Source organism: bacterium, from assembly GCA_019637795.1.
Lineage (GTDB): Bacteria > Desulfobacterota > Binatia > HRBIN30 > CADEER01 > JAHBUY01.
Genome location: JAHBUY010000004.1, coordinates 77,678 through 96,782 on the forward strand (window position 1 = coordinate 77,678; position 19,105 = coordinate 96,782).

19 protein-coding genes are annotated in these 19,105 nt (G+C 71.6%); 11 read left to right on the top strand and 8 right to left on the bottom strand.

Annotation, left to right across the window (positions count from 1 at the left end; all coding sequences use genetic code 11):
- Window positions 1-22: 22 nt before the first annotated feature.
- Window positions 23-1,150 (top strand): CoA transferase, encoded by a 1,128-nt coding sequence (locus KF840_14395; GenBank protein ID MBX3026094.1) that lies wholly within the window; start codon window positions 23-25, stop codon window positions 1,148-1,150.
- 4 nt (window positions 1,151-1,154) lie between these two features.
- On the opposite strand, the gene KF840_14400 is transcribed toward KF840_14395, so the two are convergent.
- Window positions 1,155-2,237, bottom strand: a complete 1,083-nt coding sequence (locus KF840_14400) for a hypothetical protein (protein ID MBX3026095.1) — start codon at window positions 2,235-2,237, stop codon at window positions 1,155-1,157.
- Between the two features lie 135 nt (window positions 2,238-2,372).
- Between KF840_14400 and KF840_14405 the strand changes: the two genes are divergently transcribed.
- Together KF840_14405 and KF840_14410 are read left to right on the top strand one after the other, a co-directional pair.
- Entirely contained in the window at window positions 2,373-3,113 is a 741-nt protein-coding gene (locus KF840_14405; GenBank protein MBX3026096.1) for a polysaccharide deacetylase family protein, read from the top strand.
- 71 nt (window positions 3,114-3,184) lie between these two features.
- Window positions 3,185-3,700, top strand: a complete 516-nt coding sequence (locus KF840_14410) for a VOC family protein (GenBank protein MBX3026097.1) — start codon at window positions 3,185-3,187, stop codon at window positions 3,698-3,700.
- 116 nt (window positions 3,701-3,816) lie between these two features.
- On the opposite strand, the gene KF840_14415 is transcribed toward KF840_14410, so the two are convergent.
- From KF840_14415 to KF840_14425, 3 genes are read right to left on the bottom strand one after another with little or no spacing between them, the layout of a single operon-like run.
- Window positions 3,817-4,641, bottom strand: a complete 825-nt coding sequence (locus KF840_14415) for a glucose 1-dehydrogenase (protein MBX3026098.1) — start codon at window positions 4,639-4,641, stop codon at window positions 3,817-3,819.
- A gap of 39 nt (window positions 4,642-4,680) precedes the next feature.
- The gene (locus KF840_14420) at window positions 4,681-5,442 is read right to left on the bottom strand and encodes an enoyl-CoA hydratase/isomerase family protein (protein MBX3026099.1); all 762 of its coding nucleotides are present in this window, start codon (window positions 5,440-5,442) and stop codon (window positions 4,681-4,683) included.
- A 49-nt stretch (window positions 5,443-5,491) separates the two neighbouring features.
- Entirely contained in the window at window positions 5,492-6,328 is an 837-nt protein-coding gene (locus tag KF840_14425; GenBank protein MBX3026100.1) for an SDR family oxidoreductase, read from the bottom strand.
- 96 nt (window positions 6,329-6,424) lie between these two features.
- Between KF840_14425 and KF840_14430 the strand changes: the two genes are divergently transcribed.
- Window positions 6,425-6,619 carry a ferredoxin gene (locus KF840_14430; protein MBX3026101.1) on the top strand — a complete coding sequence of 65 codons (195 nt, stop codon included), beginning with the start codon at window positions 6,425-6,427 and terminating at the stop codon, window positions 6,617-6,619.
- Between the two features lie 54 nt (window positions 6,620-6,673).
- Here KF840_14430 and KF840_14435 read toward each other — a convergent pair whose 3' ends face one another.
- Window positions 6,674-7,447, bottom strand: a complete 774-nt coding sequence (locus tag KF840_14435) for an SDR family oxidoreductase (protein ID MBX3026102.1) — start codon at window positions 7,445-7,447, stop codon at window positions 6,674-6,676.
- The gene (locus KF840_14440; protein MBX3026103.1) at window positions 7,444-8,256 is read right to left on the bottom strand and encodes an SDR family NAD(P)-dependent oxidoreductase; all 813 of its coding nucleotides are present in this window, start codon (window positions 8,254-8,256) and stop codon (window positions 7,444-7,446) included. Before KF840_14440 ends, KF840_14435 begins: the two co-directional genes overlap by 4 nt.
- Window positions 8,257-8,381: 125 nt before the next feature.
- Between KF840_14440 and KF840_14445 the strand changes: the two genes are divergently transcribed.
- Window positions 8,382-9,311, top strand: coding sequence for a crotonase/enoyl-CoA hydratase family protein (locus KF840_14445; GenBank protein MBX3026104.1), 930 nt, complete (start codon window positions 8,382-8,384; stop codon window positions 9,309-9,311).
- Here KF840_14445 and KF840_14450 read toward each other — a convergent pair.
- Window positions 9,301-10,053 (bottom strand): hypothetical protein, encoded by a 753-nt coding sequence (locus KF840_14450; GenBank protein MBX3026105.1) that lies wholly within the window; start codon window positions 10,051-10,053, stop codon window positions 9,301-9,303. The two genes, KF840_14445 and KF840_14450, sit on opposite strands and share 11 nt — an antisense overlap.
- Window positions 10,054-10,186: 133 nt before the next feature.
- On the opposite strand from KF840_14450, the gene KF840_14455 reads away from it, so the two are divergent.
- Window positions 10,187-11,503 carry a DUF1329 domain-containing protein gene (locus KF840_14455; protein ID MBX3026106.1) on the top strand — a complete coding sequence of 439 codons (1,317 nt, stop codon included), beginning with the start codon at window positions 10,187-10,189 and terminating at the stop codon, window positions 11,501-11,503.
- A gap of 22 nt (window positions 11,504-11,525) precedes the next feature.
- Window positions 11,526-12,449 carry a cyclase family protein gene (locus KF840_14460; protein MBX3026107.1) on the top strand — a complete coding sequence of 308 codons (924 nt, stop codon included), beginning with the start codon at window positions 11,526-11,528 and terminating at the stop codon, window positions 12,447-12,449.
- Window positions 12,450-12,553: 104 nt separating this feature from the next.
- Here the strand turns inward: KF840_14460 and KF840_14465 are convergent, their stop codons facing one another.
- Window positions 12,554-13,180 (bottom strand): TetR/AcrR family transcriptional regulator, encoded by a 627-nt coding sequence (locus tag KF840_14465; GenBank protein ID MBX3026108.1) that lies wholly within the window; start codon window positions 13,178-13,180, stop codon window positions 12,554-12,556.
- Window positions 13,181-13,304: 124 nt separating this feature from the next.
- Between KF840_14465 and KF840_14470 the strand changes: the two genes are divergently transcribed.
- The 4 genes from KF840_14470 (at window position 13,305) to KF840_14485 (ending at window position 19,015) form a co-directional block, all read left to right on the top strand.
- Entirely contained in the window at window positions 13,305-14,426 is a 1,122-nt protein-coding gene (locus KF840_14470) for an LLM class flavin-dependent oxidoreductase (GenBank protein ID MBX3026109.1), read from the top strand.
- 152 nt (window positions 14,427-14,578) lie between these two features.
- Complete coding sequence (locus KF840_14475; protein MBX3026110.1) at window positions 14,579-16,030, top strand: aldehyde dehydrogenase family protein; 1,452 nt, start codon at window positions 14,579-14,581, stop codon at window positions 16,028-16,030.
- Between the two features lie 93 nt (window positions 16,031-16,123).
- Window positions 16,124-17,833, top strand: coding sequence for an amidohydrolase family protein (locus KF840_14480; GenBank protein ID MBX3026111.1), 1,710 nt, complete (start codon window positions 16,124-16,126; stop codon window positions 17,831-17,833).
- 108 nt (window positions 17,834-17,941) lie between these two features.
- A complete protein-coding gene (locus KF840_14485; GenBank protein ID MBX3026112.1) occupies window positions 17,942-19,015 on the top strand; it encodes a Zn-dependent alcohol dehydrogenase in 1,074 nt (357 codons plus the stop codon).
- The last annotated feature ends 90 nt before the right edge of the window (window positions 19,016-19,105 follow it).

Consider the following 19,105-nt stretch of genomic DNA (forward strand, 5'->3'; position numbering starts at 1 on the left):
CCGCCGTGATTGCTGACGGCCGATGACGCCGCTGCAGCATCTCACGCTCCTCGATCTCTCGCGCCAGCTCCCCGGCCCCTTCTGCTCCACCATGCTGGCCGACCTCGGGATGGACACGCTGGTGGTCGCGAACCCCACCGATCCCTTCGGCACCGGCATCCCGTTCATGGCGCGCAACAAGCGCAGCATGACGCTGAATCTGAAGTCCGCGGCCGGGCGCGAGCTCTTCCTCCGCCTCGCCGACCGCGCCGACGTGCTGCTCGAGGGCTTCCGCCCCGGTGTCATGCAGCGCCTGGGTCTCGACTACGCGACGCTGTCGGCCCGCAACCCGCGCCTCATCTACTGCGCCATCTCCGGCTACGGCCAGGACGGGCCGTACCGCGAGCGCGTCGGCCACGACGTCAACTACCTCGGCTTCGCCGGGGTGCTGAACTTCATCGGCCGCGGCGACGGGCCGCCGGTGATCCCCGGCGTGCAGATCGCCGACATCGGCGCCGGCGCCCTGATGGCGGTGATCGGCATCCTCTGCGCCGTCATCGCCCGCCAGCACACCGGCCGCGGCCAGATGGTCGACATCGCCATGCTCGACGGCGCCGCGCTGTGGAACGTGTATCCGGTGCTGTTGCACCTCCTCGGCCAGGCGCCGCAACGCGGCCAGACACAGCTCACCGGCCACCACGCCTGCTACGCCGTCTACGAGACCAGCGACGGCCGCTACGTGACCGTCGGCGCCTACGAGCGGCCCTTCTGGGCGACGCTCTGCCAGTGCCTCGGCCATCCCGAGTTCATCGACCGCCAGTGGGCCGAGGGCGAGGAGCGCGAACGCATGCTGGCGACCTTCCGCGCCATCTTCCGCACCCGGACCCAGGCCGAATGGCTCGCCGAGCTCGGCGAGCGCGACATCTGTTTCGGCCCGGTCAACGACGTCGAGCAGATGCTCGCCGACCCGCAGCTCCGGCACCGCGGCATGATCGTCGATCAGCCGGACGGCCCGCCGACGCTCGGCAACCCGGTCAAGCTGTCGGAGACGCCGCCGGCACTGCGCACGCCGCCGCCGACCTTCGGGCAGCACACCGACGAGGTGCTGCGCGAGCTGGGGCTCGACGCGGCGGCGATCGCGCGCCTGCGCGACGAGGGCGTGATCGGGTAGCCGCTCAGCGGAAGGACGCCAGCGCGGCGGCAACGGCCTCGGCGCCGTCGACCGGCGGCGGCGGCGCCGCCGGCGCCGGCATCGACCAGGCTCCTTCGAGCGCCGCCCGCCAGCGCCCGGCGCGCAGATCGGCCGGGTCGATGAAGGCATGGGCGAGGTGCGCTTCGATGCCGGCCACCAGCACGTCGTATTCGGCGAAGCGGCCGCGCGCCGTGTAGACGATCGGCGTGCGGTTGGCGATGCACTCGGCGACGATGCCGTACCCCGGCTTGGTCAGCACGGCGTCGGCGGCGCCGACCAGATCCTCATAGCGCACGCCGGCGGCGCGCAGCTCGTCGGCGCCGAGCACGCGGCAGCCCGCGCTCTCGACCGCCGCGCCCGCCGTGCCGACCACGGTCACGCCGTCGAGCGCCGGCAGCCGATCGAGCGCCAGGCCGATGCCGCCGAACGACACCAGCACCAGGCGGCGGTCGCGCGGCAGGCCGAGGCGCGCTCGCGCGTCGTCGCGCGCCAGGGTCGCGCGGCGCGCCACCAGGGGCACGTCGCGGATGCGCGGGAAGGCGGCGAGGTCGCCGTGCAGCGGCAGGCGGCAGAGCAGCGTCGCCCGCGCGTAGGAGCGGCGCAGCGCCGCGACCAACGGCGCGAATGCCGGCCGGTCCGCGGCGTAGTCGGCGTAGATCCAGTCCCAGGAGAAATTGGTCATCGCCACGCCCGGCACGGCGAGCGCGGCGGCGACATCGAAGGCCAGCGCCGGGATGTCCGCCAGGATGAGGTCCGGACGCCAGTCCGACAGCGCCGCGACCTCGCCGGCGATCAGCGCCGCGCGCCGCGATTCGATCGCGGCGTACGCCGCGGCGGTGGCGTCGATGTCGATCGTCAGGCTGTCCGACTGCACGGCGCCGACGTCGAGGCGGCAGTCGGCATACCTCAGCTCGCCGCCGAGCGACTGCTCGAAGAACCACGGCGGCACCGTGGAGCGCACCATGATCGCGACGTCGGACACCCGCCGGCGCAGCGCGCGCAGGACTTCGCACACCCGGCTGGCGTGTCCGAAGCCGTGGCCGGAGACGTAGGCGACGAGCCGCATCGTCGAGGCATAGCTCCCGAAGGCGACGATTTCACCGGGCAGACGCGGAGGAGCGGAGGATTCGCGCGGTCGCCGTTGCCCCGCGCCCGCGGGTGCAGGCTTCTCTTCGGCTGCCGAGTGCGTCATGACGCCGTCATGGCGATCGCCTGTTTCACCTTCGACAACATGGGCGAGGCGGCGGAGGTCGGCGCCGGGCGTCGCGCCGGACCGATGCCGGACGGCGAAGAGCCGTCGCTCGCCGTGGGCTACCCGGCGCTGCTGGCGCTGCTGGCCCGCCGCGGCGTGCGCGCGACCTTCTTCGTCGAGGGCTGGAACGGCATCCATCACCCGGCGGCGGTGCGCGCCATCGTCGCGCACGGCCACGAGCTCGGCATGCACGGCTGGACGCACGAGGCGTGGAGCGAGCTGGACAGCGACCGGGAGGCGACCCTGGCGCGCCGCGCCACCGACGCCCTCGAGCACGCCGCCGGCGTGCGACCGCGCGGCTTCCGCGCCCCCGGCGGGCGGCGGACCGCGCACACGGAGGCGATCCTGCAGCGCCTCGGCTACGCCTACGATGCGAGTCTGGGCGACGGCATGACGCCCTCCCGCCTACCCGGCGGCCTGGCGCAGATTCCCTTCGTCTGGCCCGGCGTCGACGGCTTCCACTACCTGGGCGACGCGCCGGCCGCGCCGGCGGCGGTGCGCGACGCCTGGATCGGCGCCCTGCGCAAGGCGGCGGCGCGCGACGGGCTGTTCCTGACGGTGTGCCATGCGTTCATCACCGGCACCGATCCGGAGCGCGTGCGGGCGCTGGAGGCGGTGATCGACGCAGCCCAGGCTGCTGGGCTGACCATCGCCACCGCCGGCGAGGTCGCGGCGCGCCTGCCGGACTGAACGCGTGGCACGAGTTGTCGCCCCGGCGGCGAGACACTAAGATCGCCGCCGCTGCCCGGAGGGAGGATGCCATGAGCGAACCGAAGATCGCCGATCGCCTCAACCACGTCGCCTATCTCACCAACGACACCGGCGCGACCTATCGCTTCTACACCGAGGTCATGGGCTTCAAGCTCGTCGCCGCGGTGCGCGGCGACTACGATCCCGAGTCGAGCGCCCACCGGCCGCACCTGCACACCTTCTTCGCCATGCGCAGCGGCGAGGTGATCGCCTTCTTCGACATCGAGGGCGTCGAGCGGCCGAAGAAGGACCACGCCCCGACCTGGTCGCGCCACCTGGCGATGAGCGTCGACTCGCACGAGGAGCTGCTCGCCTGGCGCCAGCGCCTGCTCGACCACGACGTGCCGGTGACGCCGGTGGTCGACCACGACGGCGTCTGGTACTCGATCTACTTCCCCGACCCCAACGACGTCCTGCTCGAGCTCACCTACCAGGCGCGCGCCCTGACCGACGCCGACGCCGAGCAGGCGGCGCGGATGGTCGGCGAGTGGACCCAGGCGCGCGGCCAGCGGATGGCGGTGCACTGACTCCGGCGGCGCGCTGGCTGTCCGGATCGCCATGGCGAACCGCCGGCGCCTGACCGTCCGGCGGCGCGCCGAGCGGCTCGCGTGGCGAGCGCAGGCCGTGGCGCGCGGCGACGGGGCTACGTCTCGAACGACGGCCCGACGTACTCCACCGGCTGCGGCAGCATCGGGATCATGCTGCCGCCGGCGGTGAAGCCGCCGTCGACGACCATGGCGGCGCCGGTGACGAAGCTCGATTCGTCGCTGGCGAGGAACAGGGCCATGGCGGCGATGTCCTCGGGATAGCCGGCGCGCGGGATCGGCTGCAGCACCGCCAGCAGCGGCGTCAGCGCCTCGGCGCCGCCGGGGAAGCGCGAGGTGAGCAGCGGCGTGTGGATGCCGCCGGGGCAGATGCAGTTGACGCGGATCAGGTCCTTGCCGAGCTCGAGCGCCGCGCTGCGCGTCAGGTTCACCACCCCGGCCTTGGCGGCGCTGTAGGCGTGCGGACCGGCGCCGCCGCGCAGGCCGGCGACCGACGCGGTCGAGATGATCGAGCCGCCGCCGGCGGCGCGCAGGTGGGGAATGGCGTGCTTGATGCCGAGGAAGACGCCGCGCAGCAGCACCGCCTGGGTGCGGTCCCAGTCCTCGACGCTGGTCTCCTCGAGCGGCCCGATGGCGCCGCCGAGGCCGGCGTTGTTGAACACCGCATCGAGCCGGCCGTAGGTCGCGACGGCGCGTTCCATCGCCGCCTGCACGTCGGCCTCGCGGCTGACGTCGACCCGCTGGAAGGTCGCCCGCCCGCCGCCGGCGGCGATCGCCGCCACCAGCTCGTGGCCGCCCGCTTCGTTGAGATCGGCGACCACCACCGCCGCGCCCTCGGCGCAGAAGCGCTTGACCGTCGCGGCGCCGATGCCGCTGGCGCCGCCGGTGATCACGGCCACCTTGCCGTCGAGTCGTCCCATCATGCCTCCAGGTGCGGCCGTCGCGGCCGCGGCTAGTCCGCGCTAGCGGATGCCCAACTTCTCTCGCTGGCGCCGGCGGGCGGCGCGGCTCTCCGGCGCCGACCACACCGCCGTGGCGCGCGCCGCCTCGGCGGGGGTCTCAGCGCCGACGCGCGCCAGCGCCGGCGCGACCAGGCGCGCCTTGGCGTGCGCGTAGGCATCGCGCGGGAATCCCCCCAGGCGGGCGGCGCGCCGCAGCACCGTCTCGGCGAAGCGGTCGGCGGCGACGAGCTCGTCGACCAGGCCGAGGCGCGGGGCCTGGCTGGCGGGATAGAGCGACGCGCCGAGCAGCAGCTCGCAGACCCGGGCGTGGGCCAGCCGCAGGGCGACGATCTCGTACGCCACCAGCGGGAACGAGGCGCCGATCGCCACCTCGTTGAGCCCCACCTTGTACTCGCCCTCGACGCCCAGCCGGTAGTCGCAGGCCAGGACGAGCACCAGGCCGCCGGCCGTCGCGTGGCCGTTCAGCATCGCCAGCGTCGGCTTCGGGAAGCCGAGCAGGTCGACGTGGGCGTCGCGATAGAGCGCGTTCATCCGCGCCGTCGCCGCCTCGTCGCGGCGCGGCGCGGCGAGGTCGAAGCCGCCGCTGAAGAACCCGCCGGCGCCGGTGAGGACGACGGCGCGCACGGCGTCGTCGCCGCGCGCCGTCGCCAGCGCGGCGCGCAGGTCGCGCAACAGGGACTCGTCGATGGCGTTCGCCGGCGGGCGGTCCAGGGTCAGCAGGCGGACACCGCCCTCGTGATCGGTGGCGCGGACGGTCGACATGGGACGCGAACGAATCACATTTGCCCGCGGCGGCAAAGGCGCCCGCCGCTCAGTCGAACCGCACCGCCGCGTGCTCCGCGTAGAAGCGCGGCCCGTAGATGTCCCGGCCGCTGAACAGCAGCGGGTCGGTCGCCGTCGCCAGCATGGCGCAGACGCGGCCGGGGTTCTCGACCGGCAGGCCCTTGCTGGCATCGAAGCCGAACTCGGCGAGCTCGAGCGCCATGCGCTCGGTGGCGACGAAGCCCGGCATCAAGCCGATGACGGCGACGTGGTCGGCGCGCAGTTCCTTCGCCAGGCCGGGCACCATGCGATTGAACGCGGCCTTGCTGAGCGAGTAGCCGAGGCCCCAGCCGCCCTGGCCGATCGGCGCCTCGATCTCGCGATCGCCGGCGCTGGAGGTGATGTTGATGACGATGCCGCCGCCCTGGCGGCGCATGCTCGGCAGGCAGAGCTTGATGAGCTGCAGCGGCGCGATGACGTTGCAGAGCAGCATCTGCTCGATCAGCTCGACCGGCGTGTCGACGAAGGGATCCATGTGCCCGGGGCCGATGTAGCGGCCGTTGTTGACCAGCACGTCGATGCGGCCGAAGCGCGCCAGCGCGCCGTCGACCGCCGCCGGCCAGTCGGCGCGCACGGAGAGATCGAGCTTGATCACCGCCGCGTCGGCGCCGAGCGCTCGCGCCTCGGCCGCGGTCCGCTCGAGCGTTCCCGGTAGCGGATCGGTCGCCGATTTTCGCACCGTCGACGAGTGCTCGTAGCGCTCGTCGCCGGTGACGGTGCGGGCGGTGAGCACGAGGTCGAACCCGCGCCGCGCCAGCTCGAGCGCGCAGCCGCGGCCGATGCCGCGGCTGGCGCCGGTGATGAACGCCACTTTTTTCGCCGCCATGCCCGCACCTCTCATGGATTCGGGGCCGCCGCCGACTTGAGGGGCGGCGGACAATGATCTATTCGCGCCCTACGTCGTCACCGTCCAGGGGGTCGAATGAAGGTCGTCGTCGATTGGGATCTGTGCGAAGCCAACGCCGTCTGCATGAAGGTCTGTCCGGAAGTGTTCGAGCTGCAGCCGGACGATACGCTGCTGATCAAAGAGGAGCACCCGAGCGAGTCGCTGCGCGCCAAGGTCGAGGAAGCGGTCCGCCGCTGCCCGCGCCAGGCGATCTCGATTCAGGAGGACTGAACACGGACGGCCAGGGCCTCGGGGCGCGTCCTGGCCCTTCGTGCGCTTCGTGTCTCAGCTCGGCCGGACGGTGATGCCGCCGTCGACCGGGATCACCGTGCCGGTCAGGTAGGCGCCGGCCCGCGACGCCAGGAAGAGGGCGATGCCGGCCATGTCCTCCGGCTCGCCGATGCGTCCCAGGGGGACGCTGGCGCGGATGGCATCGCCGAAGGTGCGCAGCGTCTCCGCCATCATCTTGCTCTCGAACGGCCCGGGGGCGACCGCGTTGACGGTGATCTGCTTCGCCGCCAGCTCGACGGCGAGGACGCGCGTCAGGTGGTGCACCGCGGCCTTGCTCGACGAGTAGGCGTAGGTGTGCAGCACCGGCACCCGCAGGCCGTCGATCGAGCCGATGTTGATCACCCGCGCCGGGTCGCCCGGCGCCGCCGCCGCCTCGAGCTGCGGCAGGCAGGCGCGGGTGAGGTGGAAGATGGACTTCACGTTCAGCGCCAGCACCTTGTTCCAGGCGTCGTCCGGGTACTCCGCCATCGGCGCGCCCCAGTTGGCGCCGGCGTTGTTGACCAGGACGTGCAGCCTCGATTCGCGCCGCGCCAGCTCGGCCGCCAGCCGGTTGCACTCGGCTTCGCTGGAGAGATCGGCGGGCAGCGAGTGGCAGGCGCCGAGCGTCGACAGCTCGGCCGCGACCTCGTCGCAGACCTCGCGCTTGCGCGAGGAGATGTAGACCGTCGCCCCGTTCTCGACGAAGCCGCGGGCGATCATCAGGCCGATGCCGCGCGAGCCGCCGGTGACCAGGGCGACCTTGCCGGCGACGGAAAACAGATTCTTCACCAGATGCCCTCCTCGAACATGCCGTCGAGCTTGGCGGCGCGACGGCGCAGGATCTCGCGCTGCTCCGGATGGGTGAGGATGTAGAGGTCGCCGCGGTCGACGGCGCGGACGACGCGGCGCGCCACCTCGTCGGCGGCGATGACGCCGCCGGCCATGGCGCTCGCCGGCGGGGCGGCGATGTCCTGCGCGTTGCGCAGCTCGCGCGGCCGCATGCGGACGGTGTTCTCGTTGATCGCCGTGTCGACGATCATCGGGCACAGCACGCTGACGCCGATGCCGTGCGGCGCCAGCTCCCGCGCCATGCTCTCGCTGAGGCCGACGACGGCGAATTTCGAGGCGCAGTAGATGCCGAGCCAGCGCATGCCGACCAGCCCCGCCATCGACGCGGTGTTGATCACCTGTCCGCCCTGCCCCTGCTCGATGAGCAGCGGCACGAAGGTCTCGACGCCGTGCACGACGCCCCAGAAGTTGACGTTCATGGTGTAGACCCAGTCGCGGTGCGAGGCGGTGTGCATCTCGCCGAAGGTGGCCACGCCGGCGTTGTTGCAGATCACGTGCACGGCGCCGAAGTGCCGCCGCGCCGCCGCCGCGAGCGCCTGCACGCTCTCCAACCGGGTCACGTCGGTGGGCACCGCGAGGACGCGGGCGCCCTCCCCCTGCAGCTCCGACTGGGCGCGCAGGAGGCCCGGCTCGTCGAGATCGGCGAGGACGAGCGCGGCGCCGCGCTGCGCGAAGGCGCGCGCCATCGCCATGCCGATGCCGCCCGCGCCGCCGGTGATGACCGCCACACGGCCGTCGAACTGATCCATGCGCGGAGCGCTAGCACGCGCGTCGCCGCGGCATCAACGCATGCAGGACGCGCACCCGGGACGCGCCGGCCGGGCCGCGGCCCGCGCGCGTGACTCGGCGGGCGGCCCGGGGATAAGAGCGGCGCATGGACACGCTCAAGACGATGACCTACGCGGTCGACGGCCGCATCGCCCGCATCACGCTCAATCGCCCGCAGCGCGGCAACGGCATCACCCTCGACCTGCCGGTGGAGCTGGCGCGGTGCGTCGAGCGCGCCGACCTGGATCCCGCCGTGCACGTCATCGCCCTGTCCGGCAACGGCAAGGGCTTCTGCGGCGGCTACGACCTGGTGGCCAGCGCCGAGCAGATGCTCGATACGCGCGCCGCGGGCGGCGGCGAGCGGGCGTTCGCGCCCGCGGGCTCGCCGCTCGATCCGCGGGTCACCGCCCGCAACCACGACCCGACGCGGGTGTGGGACCCGGTGATCGACTACCAGATGATGTCGCGCAACGTGCGCGGCTTCATGAGCCTGTTCCACGCCAACAAGCCGGTGGTCTGCAAGGTGCACGGCTTCTGCGTCGCCGGCGGCACCGACATGGCGCTGTGCAGCGACCTGCTGGTGATCGCCGAGGACGCCAAGATCGGCTACCCGCCGGCGCGCGTCTGGGGCTCGCCGACGACCGCGGTGTGGGCCTTCCGGATCGGCATCGAGAAAGCGAAGCGGCTGCTGTTCACCGGCGACTGTCTCGACGGCCGCGAGGCCGTCGCCTGGGGCCTCGCCAGCGAGTGCGCGCCGCCCGACCAGCTCGACGCGCGCTTCGAGACGCTGCTCGGGCGCATCGCCCGCATGCCGATCAACCAACTGGTGATGATGAAGCTGCTGGTGAACCAGAGCGTGCTGGCGGCCGGGCTGCCGACCACCCAGATCCTCGGCACCGTCTTCGACGGCATCACCCGCCACACCGCCGAGGGCTACGCGTTCCAGCAGCGCGCGGCCGAGGCGGGCTTCAAGCAGGCGGTGCGCGAGCGCGACGAGCCGTTCGGCGACGCCGGCCCGTCGACGTTCAAGGGCTGACGTCGGCGCGGCGCCAGCGGCTCTTGATCGTGAGCTGGCAGCGCAGGTTGCGGGCGCAGCCGAGGGTGGTGACGCGATAGCGGAAGGTGGCGGTGCTCGGGCTCGTGCGCAGCGAGACCGCCAGATCGCCCTCGACGACCACCAGGCAACTGCCCTCGGAGTCGCTGGCGGAGAAGGTGTCGCGCAGCACGCCGGCGGCGTCCACGCTGGCGATCTCGACCTCACCGGCGCCGTTCTCGATCGTCGCGGTCCCGTCGCGCTCGCTGATCCGATAGGTGCCCCCCTGGCTGCCCAGCTCGCCGCGGATCGCGTCGTTCACATCCTTCGGGCAGGTGGAACCGGAGAGTCGCGCCATGTCCTCGATCCAGGTGCTGACCACCGCGGTCCGGGTCGGCGTCGCGGTGACGGTCGGGGTGGTCGTCGGCGGCCGCGCCGTGGCGGTCGGGGTGGTCGTCGGCGGGCGCGTCGGCGGCGGCGGACAGGGCCGGCAGGCGCAGAGCGCGTTGCCCACCGCGGCGACGAGATCCGAGACGCCCGGCCTGCCAGCGCCGCCGGGGAGGATCGCCGGACAGGCGGCGAGCGGCGCGCCGCCGAGGGCGATGGTGACCGCGGTAATGACCTCGTTGACGGTGACGCGCCCGTCCCCATCGCAATCGCCACCGCAGGCCTGTGCCGCGCTCGGTGGCGGGTCCGGCGCGGCGCCGGCGATCAGCAACGCTCCCGCGATCAGCAGCGTGCGCATGGCGCCGCTTCCTACCGCCGATCCCCGCCCGAACGCCAGACAAACGGTTGTTTGACTTCGCGCGGAGGCGCAGGCTACGAGCCGAAGGTCTGACGCTTCGACGAGGGGGACCGTGGGTATGGGTAACGTGCGCTTGACCGCATTCGCGCTGCTGCTGGCGGGGCTGCTGGCCCCGGCGACCAGTGGCCGGGCCGCCGCCGCCGAGGCGGCCGATCTGAAACCCGGCGTCGTGCTCGGGCCGGACAATTGGCAGGCGGCGAAGGACCTCTTGCCGCCGCCGATCCTGAAGCACTACGAGAGCGGCGAGTACAAGAACGTCATCGTCGACTATCCGGTCGGCTCGGCGCGCTGGGAGGCGCCGTGGAAGGCGGCGACCGAGAAGAACGCCGGTCAGCTCGACGTCGACGACGTCGGCACCGTCATCCTCAAGGGCAGCGGCCAGCAGCCCGACTACCTGTACGGCATCCCCTTCCCCACCATCGATCCCAACGACCCCAAGGCGGCGGTGAAGATCGTCTGGAACCAGTTCCTCGCCTACTGGGCGGGCGGCAGCTCCTTCAACGTCACGCGCGTGACCATGCTGCAGCCGAAGGGCATCGACCGCGACATCCACGCCGACGGCTACTTCAACTTCTGGGACGGCCAGGACGAGAAGTACCGCAAGCCCAATCCCAACAACCTGCAGAGCCAGTTCCTCGGCGTCACCACCTATCCGACCGACCTGCAGGGCACGGCCTCGCTGTCCTGGCGCTACCGCGACGCGAACAAGCGCGACTCGGTGTGGGCCTTCGTGCCGGCGCTGCGGCGGGTGCGCGCGGTCAGCCCGGCGAACCGCTCCGACGGCTACCTCGGCTCCGACATCAGCGGCGACGACGGCTTCTTCTTCGACGGCAAGCCGGAGGACTTCGACTGGAAGCTGATCGGCAAGCGCGACGCCCTGCGCATCGTCGACCCCAACAACGTCAAGGGCGACCTCAAGATTCCGCCGGCCCCCGGCGGCGGCTTCGAGGTCCTCACCTCGGACAACAAGCCGATGGCGGGCTTCGAGGATCCGAGCTGGAGCGGCGTCTCCTGGGCGCCGATCGCCGCCGGGCTCGCCAAGCGGCCGGTGTGGGTGGTCGAGGGGACGCCGAAGGACCGCTACTACCTCTACGGCAAGATCGAGCTGTGGATCGACGCCGAGACCTGGGACGGCTCGTGGAACATCAAGTACAACTGGCAGGGCGACGTGGTGCACTCCTACCAGACGATGGCGCGCGTCAATCAGGAGGCCGCCGACGGCGAGATGATGCCCGCCGCCACCCAGGTGTGGGCCTGCGCCGAGAATTTCAAGATGAACCGCGCCACCCTCGGCGGCATGCGCGCCAACCCCAAGGCGCCGTTCTATCGCCGCATGCCGATCGACCCCAACATCTTCGACTCGCAGGCCCTGGCGCGCTACGGCAAGTGACGCCGCTCGCAGCGAGGAATCCATGGACGCCGTGCGCGCGCTCGCCAAGCAACTGTCCAACTGGGGGCGTTGGGGTGCCGACGACGAGCGCGGCACGCTCAACTTCATCACGCCCGAGGTCGTGAAGCGCGCCGCCGGCCTGGTGCGGCGCGGCCAGGTGTTCAGCCTCGGGCTCAGCTTCGGCGCCGAGGGACCGCAGATCGGCCAGGGCGGGCGGGTGAATCCGCTGCACCTGATGACGGCGGTCGACCAGAAGCTGCCCGGCGACTACCCCGACGGCTTCCGCTACGCCGACGACGTGATGGTCCTGCCGCTGCAGTGCGCGACGCAGTGGGACAGTCTGGCGCACGTGCACTACGACGGCCAGCTCTACAACGGCCACGCGGTGGCGACGACCTCGTCGGCCGGCGCCGCGCGGTGCGGCATCGACAAGGTCGGTCCCGGCGTGGTGTCGCGCGGCGTGCTGCTCGACATCGCCCGCCTGAAGGGCGTGCCGCGGCTCGCGCCGGGCACGGCGATCACGCCCGCCGACCTCGAGGCGGCCGAGCAGGCGCAGCAGGTGCGCGTCGAGCGCGGCGACGTCCTGCTGGTGCGCACCGGACACCTGAGCGTCTTCACCGCCGACGGCGACCGCGTCGGCTACATGCGCATGATGCCCGGCCTCGGCATGGCCTGCGCCGCCTGGCTGCACGCCCGCGAGGTCGCGGCGGTGGCGTCCGACACCAACTCGGTCGAGGTCATCCCCTTCGAGGATCCCAAGACCCCCCTGCCCCTGCACCTGCTCGCCCTGCGCGACATGGGCCTGACGCTGGGCGAGATGTTCGCCCTCGACGGCCTGGCGGAGGATTGCGCCGCCGACGGCGTCTGGGAGTTCCTCTTCACCGCCCCGCCGCTGCGCATCAGCGGCGGCATCGGCTCGCCGCTCAATCCGCTGGCGGTGAAGTGAGGCCACGGATGGTCACAGATGGCCACGGGTGAACACGGATCTTCCCCCATCGCCCCTCAGCGGGGCCGGGGCGGGGATCCGTGTTCACCCGTGGCCATCTGTGTTCATCCGTGTCTCAGGATGGAGCGCTCCACCAACGCCCGCATGCGCGCGACCACCTGATCGCGCGACGACTTCATCCCGCCCGCCACCCAGTCGGCCAGCAGCACCTGATCGAGGGCGCTGAACACCTTGGCGAGGAAGGCCGGGTCCTCGTCGACGAAGACGCCCGCCGCGACGCCGCGGCGCATCAACTCGGCCTGCAGGGCGTGGATCTCGCGCCACAACTGGACCTGCGCCTCGCCGCTCATCGAGGGGCCGAGCACCCACGAGGTGCCGAGCCGCAGGTGCATGCGCAGGAAGTGCGGATGGGCGAGGAAGTAGTCGATGTACGCCTCGCTCAGGCGCGCCAGCGCGCCGCCCGGATCGCCGTCCGCCTGCGTGCTGGCGCGCGCCACCTCGAGCAGGTCGGCGCCGCGGGTGTCGAGGATGGCGCGGAAGAGATCGTCCTTGCTGGCGAAGATGGCGTAGATGGTTCCCATCGACACCTCGGCCAGCTTCGAGATGTCCTGCAACTTCGCGTTCTCGAAGCCGTGCTCGGCGAACACCCGCTCGGCCGCCTCGAGGATGTGCTGGCGGTAGACGTCGTTGCGCGCCTGCCGCGCCTTGTCCTGCAGTCTCCCGCCCGCCACGCGCGAACCCTAGCAACAGAGAATTCAATTGACAATTCAAAAGTTCGAATGCTAGTTCGATCTCTCGCAATCAGCACTGCGCGGCCGTTCCACCGCGGTCGCCACCATTCGGGAGGGCACCGCCATGGAGTTCGGCATTTTCTCGCAGATGCACACCCCGCACGACGACACCGAGCAGTCGCGCTTCCGGCGCGAGGTCGAGGTCGCCGAGGCCGTCGATGCGGTCGGCTTCAAGTACGACTGGTCGCCCGAGCACCACTTCCTCAAGAACTACTCGCACCAGCCGGCGCCCGAGGTGTTCCTCACCTGGGTGGCGGCGCGCACCAGGCAGATCCACGTCGGCACCGCGATCACCAACATCACCGCCAAGGTGAACCACCCGGCGCGCGTCGCCGAGCGCATCGCGACGCTCGACCATCTCTCCGAGGGCCGGGTCGAGTTCGGCACCGGGCGCGGCTCGTCGTCGGCCGAGTGGGCCGGCTTCGACATCCCCAGCGCCGCCGAGACCAAGCCGATGTGGCGCGAGTCGCTGGAGGAGATCCCGCGCATGTGGCGCGACGAGCCCTACGAGTTCGAGGGCCGGTACTTCCGCATGCCGAAGCGCGACGTGCTGCCGAAGCCCTACTCGAAGCCGAACCCCCCGTTCTGGCTCGCCTGCTCGAGCCCGCCGACCTTCGCCGAAGCCGGCGAGCTCGGCCTCGGCGCCCTCTGCTTCACCTTCGGCACGCCGGAACAGATCGCGCCCCTGGTCAAGGCCTACAAGGACGGCATCAAGCGTTGCACCAAGCCGATCGGCGGCTTCATCAACGACAACATCGCCGTCACCACCAACATGTTCTGCCTGCCCGACGGCGACGAGGCGCGCCGCCTCTACTGCGGCGCCCGCACCGAGTACTTCTCGCAGCTCTTCTTCAGTTGGCTCGACTCGATCCCGCGCCCGCCGCAGTTCCCGAAGGAAGGCCCGGTGCCGCCGCTGCCGGCACCCACGGTGCCGGAGCTGAAGGCCGGCCTCGCCGTCGGCGGCCGCCAGATCGGCTCGCCGGAGGAGATCATCCCGGTGATCAAGATGTACGAGGCCATCGGCGTCGACCAGCTCATCTACTCGCCGCTCACCATGACGCTCGACCAGAAGCACGTCCTGCGCTCGATCGAGGCCTTCGGCACGCAGGTGCTGCCGCACTTCGACAAGGATCCGGTGCACAGCACGACGCGGATGCGGGAGGCGGCGGCGCGCCAGGCGGCCTGAGCGGAGAGGCGGTCACGCTGTCGAGCCGTTGGCCGTTGGCAGCCGGCGCTCCGGTGCGAGCCCGAGTCCCGACCCCCGACAGGCAACAGCCCAACTCCGTGATGACCTAGCCGCGTGGCTGCCCGACGGCCCAACAGCCTGGCTCCGAACTGATGCACACCATCGACAAGGTTCTGATCGGCGGCACCTGGGAACCCGCCGAAGCGGGAACGTACCCCATCGTCAATCCCGCGACCGAGGAGATCGCCGGCGCCGCGCCGCAGGCGTCGATCGAGCAGGTGCGGCGGGCGGCGCGGGCGGCGCGCGAGGCGTTCGAGCGCGGGCCGTGGCCGCGCCTGAGCGGCGCCGAGCGCGGCGCCCTGTTGCGCCGGGCGGCGGAGCTGTTCGAGCGCGAGAAGGCGTCGCTCGTCGACCTGACGATGGCGGAGACCGGCGCCCTGCGCCCGGTCGCCGAGGCGCAGCAGGTCGGCGCCGTCGGCGCGCGCCTGGCGAAGTACGCGGCGCTGGCCAGCCTGCCGCCGGAGGAGCCGCTGCTGCCGATCCCGACCCGCCAGGGGCCGGGCGTCGGCAACGGCATGGCGGTGCGCGAGCCGATCGGCGTCGTCGCCTGCATCACCCCCTACAACTTCCCGATGACCAACTGCGCCGGCAAGGTCGGGCCGGCGCTCGCCTGCGGCAACACCGTCGTCGTCAAGCCGGCGCCGGTCGACCCGCTCGCCGTCGCCGAGCTCTGCCGCATGATCGACTCGGTGCTGCCCCCGGGCGTCGTCAACTTCGTCTGCGGTTCGGCGCCCGAGATCGGCGCCACCCTCTGCGAATCGCCCGACGTCGACATGATCTCCTTCACCGGCAGCACCGCCGTCGGCTGCCAGATCCAAGCGGCGGCCGCGAAGCGGATGCAGCGCACCCTGCTCGAGCTCGGCGGCAAGTCGCCGAACATCATCTTCGCCGACGCCGACCGGCAGAAGGCGCTCGCCAGCGCCATGAGCGTGTGGACCTTCCACACCGGCCAGATCTGCATCGCCGGCACCCGACTGCTGATCGAGGAATCGATCTACGACGAGCTCACCGCCCAACTCGCCGCCGCCGCGCCGCGGCTGACGATCGGCCCGCCGACCGCAGCCGGCGTCGTCGTCGGCCCCCTGGTCTCCGCCGGCCAGCGGGAGCGCGTCGAGCAGTACGTCGCCAAGGGCCTCGAGGAGGGGGCCACCCTCGCCTGCGGCGGCCGCCGGCCGCCGCACCTCGCCACCGGCTACTACTACGAGCCGACCCTGTTCACCGGCGTCACCAACCACATGACCATCGCCCGCGAGGAGATCTTCGGCCCGGTGCTCGCCGCCATTCCCTTCCGCGACGAGGCGGAGGCGATCGCCATCGCCAACGACTCCGACTTCGGCCTCTACGGCTACGTGTGGAGCGGCGACCTCGCCCGCGGCCTGCGCGTCGCCCGGGCCCTGCGCACCGGCACGGTGCAGATCAACGGCGCCCCGGTGAACGGCGACGCCCCCTTCGGCGGCTACAAGCTCAGCGGCATCGGCCGCGATGGCGGCACCTACGCGCTGCACGCGTACAGCGAGCTGAAGTACATCGGATGGGTATCGTGAAGAAGCATCTCGCCGCCGAGACGCAGCGACGCGGAGGCGGCCTGTTGAGGCGAAGCGTCCGCGTCTCTGCGTCGCGGCGGTGAAGGGATTTCCATGAGTTTCGACACCATCATCAAGGGCGGACAGGTGGTCGACGGCTCGGGGTTGCCGATGCGCATCGCCGACGTCGGCATCAGGGACGGGATCATCACCGACGTCGGGCACCTCGACGGCGCCAGGCAGGTGATCGACGCCGATGGACTGACGGTGATCCCCGGCATCGTCGACGCGCACACGCACTACGACCCGCAGCTCTCGTTCGAGCCGTTCGCCACGTCGTCGTGTTTCCACGGCGTCACCTCGGTGGTCGCCGGCAACTGCGGCTATTCGATCGCGCCCTGCCGTCCGGCGGACCATCCCTACCTGACGGCGCTCTTCGCCAAGGTCGAGGGCATGACGCCGAGCGTGCTCGAGCAGGGGCTGCCCTGGGACTGGGAGAGCTTCCCCTCCTTCCTCGACGCCCTCGACACGCGCCTCGGGATCAACATGGCGTGCTACGTCGGCCACTCGGCGCTGCGCCGCTACGTCATGGGCGAGGCCGCCTGCGAGCGCGCCGCCAGCGCCGACGAGCTGGCGCGCATGCAGGCGCTGGTGCGCGAGGCGATGCACGCCGGCGCCGCCGGCTTCTCGACCTCCCTCTCGCCCACCCACGTCGACCAGTTCGACCAACCGGTGCCGTCGCGCCGCGCCGCCTACGAGGAGGTGCGGGCGCTGGTCGAAGCCACCGGCGAGGGCGGCGCCGGCAGCATCTGCTTCCTGCCCGGCAGCGCGGCGCGCGGCCTCGACGAGACCGACCGCGCCCGCCTGATCGAGCTGGCGCGGCGCAGCGGCCTGCCGATCGTCGTCCAGGGCATCACCAAGCGGGTCGGCAATCCCGCGCAGTGGGCCGACTCCGTCGCCTTCCTCGACCAGGCGCGCCGCCAGGGCGCGGCGATCTTCTCGGTGCTGCGCACGCAGCCGTTCATGCGGCCCTTCAACTGGCAGCGCGGCACCAGCCTGTACGACGGCGTGTTCGAGTGGCGCGATCTCTCGGCGCTGCCGCCGGCCGAGCGCCTGGCCCGCCTGCGCGATCCGCAGCGACGTCCCGCCCTGCGCGACGCGTTCGACCACCCCAACACCGACGGCAGCAAGGGCTCCACCCTGCCGCCGCCGCCGCTGGCCAACGTGTACGTCGATGTCAGCCGCGCCGACCCCGCCGCCGTCGGCAAGAGCCTGCCGCAACTGGCGGCGGAGCGCGGCACGCACCCCGCCGACGTCATGGCCGACCTCGCGATCGCCGATGACCTCGAGACGCAGTTCCTCTGGAACAGCGAGAACGACGCCTGGGCGGCGGCGAATGCCGAGGCGCAGCGCAACCCGCACATGATCATCGGCACCGGCGACGGCGGCGCCCATGCCGACCGCGACGACGGCGCCGAGTGGTCGACCTACTACATCCAGTCGTGGCTGCTGGGGCGCGGCATCACCACCCTCGAAGAGGGCGTGCGTCGCATCACCCATCTGCCGGCGATGATCTGCGGCATCAAGAACCGCGGCCTGATCGCGCGCGGCTACGCCGCCGACCTGGTGCTCTTCGACCCCGCCCGCCTGCGTCTCGGCACCAAGCGCCTGGTCGCCGACCTCCCCGGCGGCGAGGCGCGCTGGCAGGTGAAGCCCGAGGGCATCGAGCGCGTTCTGGTCAACGGCCACGTCATCGTGGAGCGCGGCGAGCTCACCGATTCGAGACCGGGACGCGTGCTGCGCGTCGGCAATCCGAAAGCATGAGGAATCCTCACCGCAGAGGCGCTGAGACGCGGAGAGCTCGGCGATTGAGTGCACCCTCGATTGATGGTTTTCTCCGCGTCTCAGCGTCTCTGCGGTGAAAGGATTGGCATGAAGGCGGCGGTTTTCTATTCGAGCAGCAAGCCGATCGCGATCGAGCAGGTCGACGTGCGCGATCCCGGCCCGGGCGAGGTGCGCATCAAGATCATGGCGGCCGGGCTCTGCCACTCGGACCTCAGCGTCATCGACGGCACCATTCCCTACCCGGTGCCGGTGGTGCTCGGGCACGAAGGCGCCGGCGTGATCGAGGCCGTGGGCGTCGGCGTGCGCTCGGTGAAGGAGGGCGACACGGTGATCGTATCGACGCTCTCGCATTGCGGCCGCTGCGCCAAGTGCGACGCCGGACACCCCACCGAGTGCAAGAACGCCCCGAGCCCGAAGGACGCCAAGCCGTTCACCGTCGGTGGCCAGCCGGCGTTCCAGTTCGCCAACGCCTCGGTATTCGCCGAGTACACCGTGGTGCGGGAACAGGGGGCGATCCTCATCGACCCGCGGGTGCCGTTCGACCGCGCGGCGCTGATCGGCTGCGGCGTCATGACCGGCTTCGGCGCCGTGGTGAACCGCGCCCGGGTCGAGACCGGCTCGACGATGGCGGTCTTCGGCGTCGGCGGCATCGGCCTCAACTGCGTCCAGGGTGGGGTGCTGAGCGGCGCCGCCAAGATCATCGCCGTCGACGTCATGCCGCAGAAGCTCGAGTGGGCGAAGCGCTTCGGCGCCACCCACGTCGTCGACGCCTCGCAGAGCGATCCGGTCGCGGCGGTGAAGGAGCTCACCGGCGGCGGCGCCGACTACAGCTTCGAGTGCGTCGGCAACGTCGCGGTCATCAAGCAGGCGCTGGAGGCCATCGGTCCCGGCGGCTCGATGGTGATCGTCGGCGTGCCGAAGGTCGGCACGTCGTACGACTTCGTCGTCCACGCGCTCTACCAGAACAAGTCGATCCTCGGCTGCCGCTACGGCGCGGCGCGCCCGCAACGCGATTTCCCGATGCTCGCCGACCTCTACCTGAGCGGTCGCCTGAAGATCGACGAGCTCATCACCCGCCACTATGCGCTGGACGACTTCGACCACGCGCTCGACGACCTGCGCGCCGGCCAGCTCGCGCGCGGCGTATTCTCAATGGCTTGAGCCCGCAGATGAACACGGATGGCCACAGATGAACACGGATGCATCTGTGTTCATCCGTGTTCATCTGCGTTCATCCGTGGACTGATCTCT

Excerpts from the sequence above, each read along its gene's own strand:
- KF840_14475 (MBX3026110.1), top strand. The coding sequence starts at position 14,579 with ATGCACACCATCGACAAGGTTCTGATCGGCGGCACCTGGGAACCCGCC.
- KF840_14425 (MBX3026100.1), bottom strand. The coding sequence starts at position 6,328 with ATGGCGGCGAAAAAAGTGGCGTTCATCACCGGCGCCAGCCGCGGCATC.
- KF840_14400 (MBX3026095.1), bottom strand. The coding sequence starts at position 2,237 with ATGCGGCTCGTCGCCTACGTCTCCGGCCACGGCTTCGGACACGCCAGC.
- KF840_14480 (MBX3026111.1), top strand. The coding sequence starts at position 16,124 with ATGAGTTTCGACACCATCATCAAGGGCGGACAGGTGGTCGACGGCTCG.
- KF840_14440 (MBX3026103.1), bottom strand. The coding sequence starts at position 8,256 with ATGGATCAGTTCGACGGCCGTGTGGCGGTCATCACCGGCGGCGCGGGC.
- KF840_14405 (MBX3026096.1), top strand. The coding sequence starts at position 2,373 with ATGGCGATCGCCTGTTTCACCTTCGACAACATGGGCGAGGCGGCGGAG.
- KF840_14470 (MBX3026109.1), top strand. The coding sequence starts at position 13,305 with ATGGAGTTCGGCATTTTCTCGCAGATGCACACCCCGCACGACGACACC.
- KF840_14485 (MBX3026112.1), top strand. The coding sequence starts at position 17,942 with ATGAAGGCGGCGGTTTTCTATTCGAGCAGCAAGCCGATCGCGATCGAG.
- KF840_14410 (MBX3026097.1), top strand. The coding sequence starts at position 3,185 with ATGAGCGAACCGAAGATCGCCGATCGCCTCAACCACGTCGCCTATCTC.
- KF840_14415 (MBX3026098.1), bottom strand. The coding sequence starts at position 4,641 with ATGATGGGACGACTCGACGGCAAGGTGGCCGTGATCACCGGCGGCGCC.
- KF840_14445 (MBX3026104.1), top strand. The coding sequence starts at position 8,382 with ATGGACACGCTCAAGACGATGACCTACGCGGTCGACGGCCGCATCGCC.
- KF840_14420 (MBX3026099.1), bottom strand. The coding sequence starts at position 5,442 with ATGTCGACCGTCCGCGCCACCGATCACGAGGGCGGTGTCCGCCTGCTG.
- KF840_14460 (MBX3026107.1), top strand. The coding sequence starts at position 11,526 with ATGGACGCCGTGCGCGCGCTCGCCAAGCAACTGTCCAACTGGGGGCGT.
- KF840_14450 (MBX3026105.1), bottom strand. The coding sequence starts at position 10,053 with ATGCGCACGCTGCTGATCGCGGGAGCGTTGCTGATCGCCGGCGCCGCG.
- KF840_14430 (MBX3026101.1), top strand. The coding sequence starts at position 6,425 with ATGAAGGTCGTCGTCGATTGGGATCTGTGCGAAGCCAACGCCGTCTGC.
- KF840_14395 (MBX3026094.1), top strand. The coding sequence starts at position 23 with ATGACGCCGCTGCAGCATCTCACGCTCCTCGATCTCTCGCGCCAGCTC.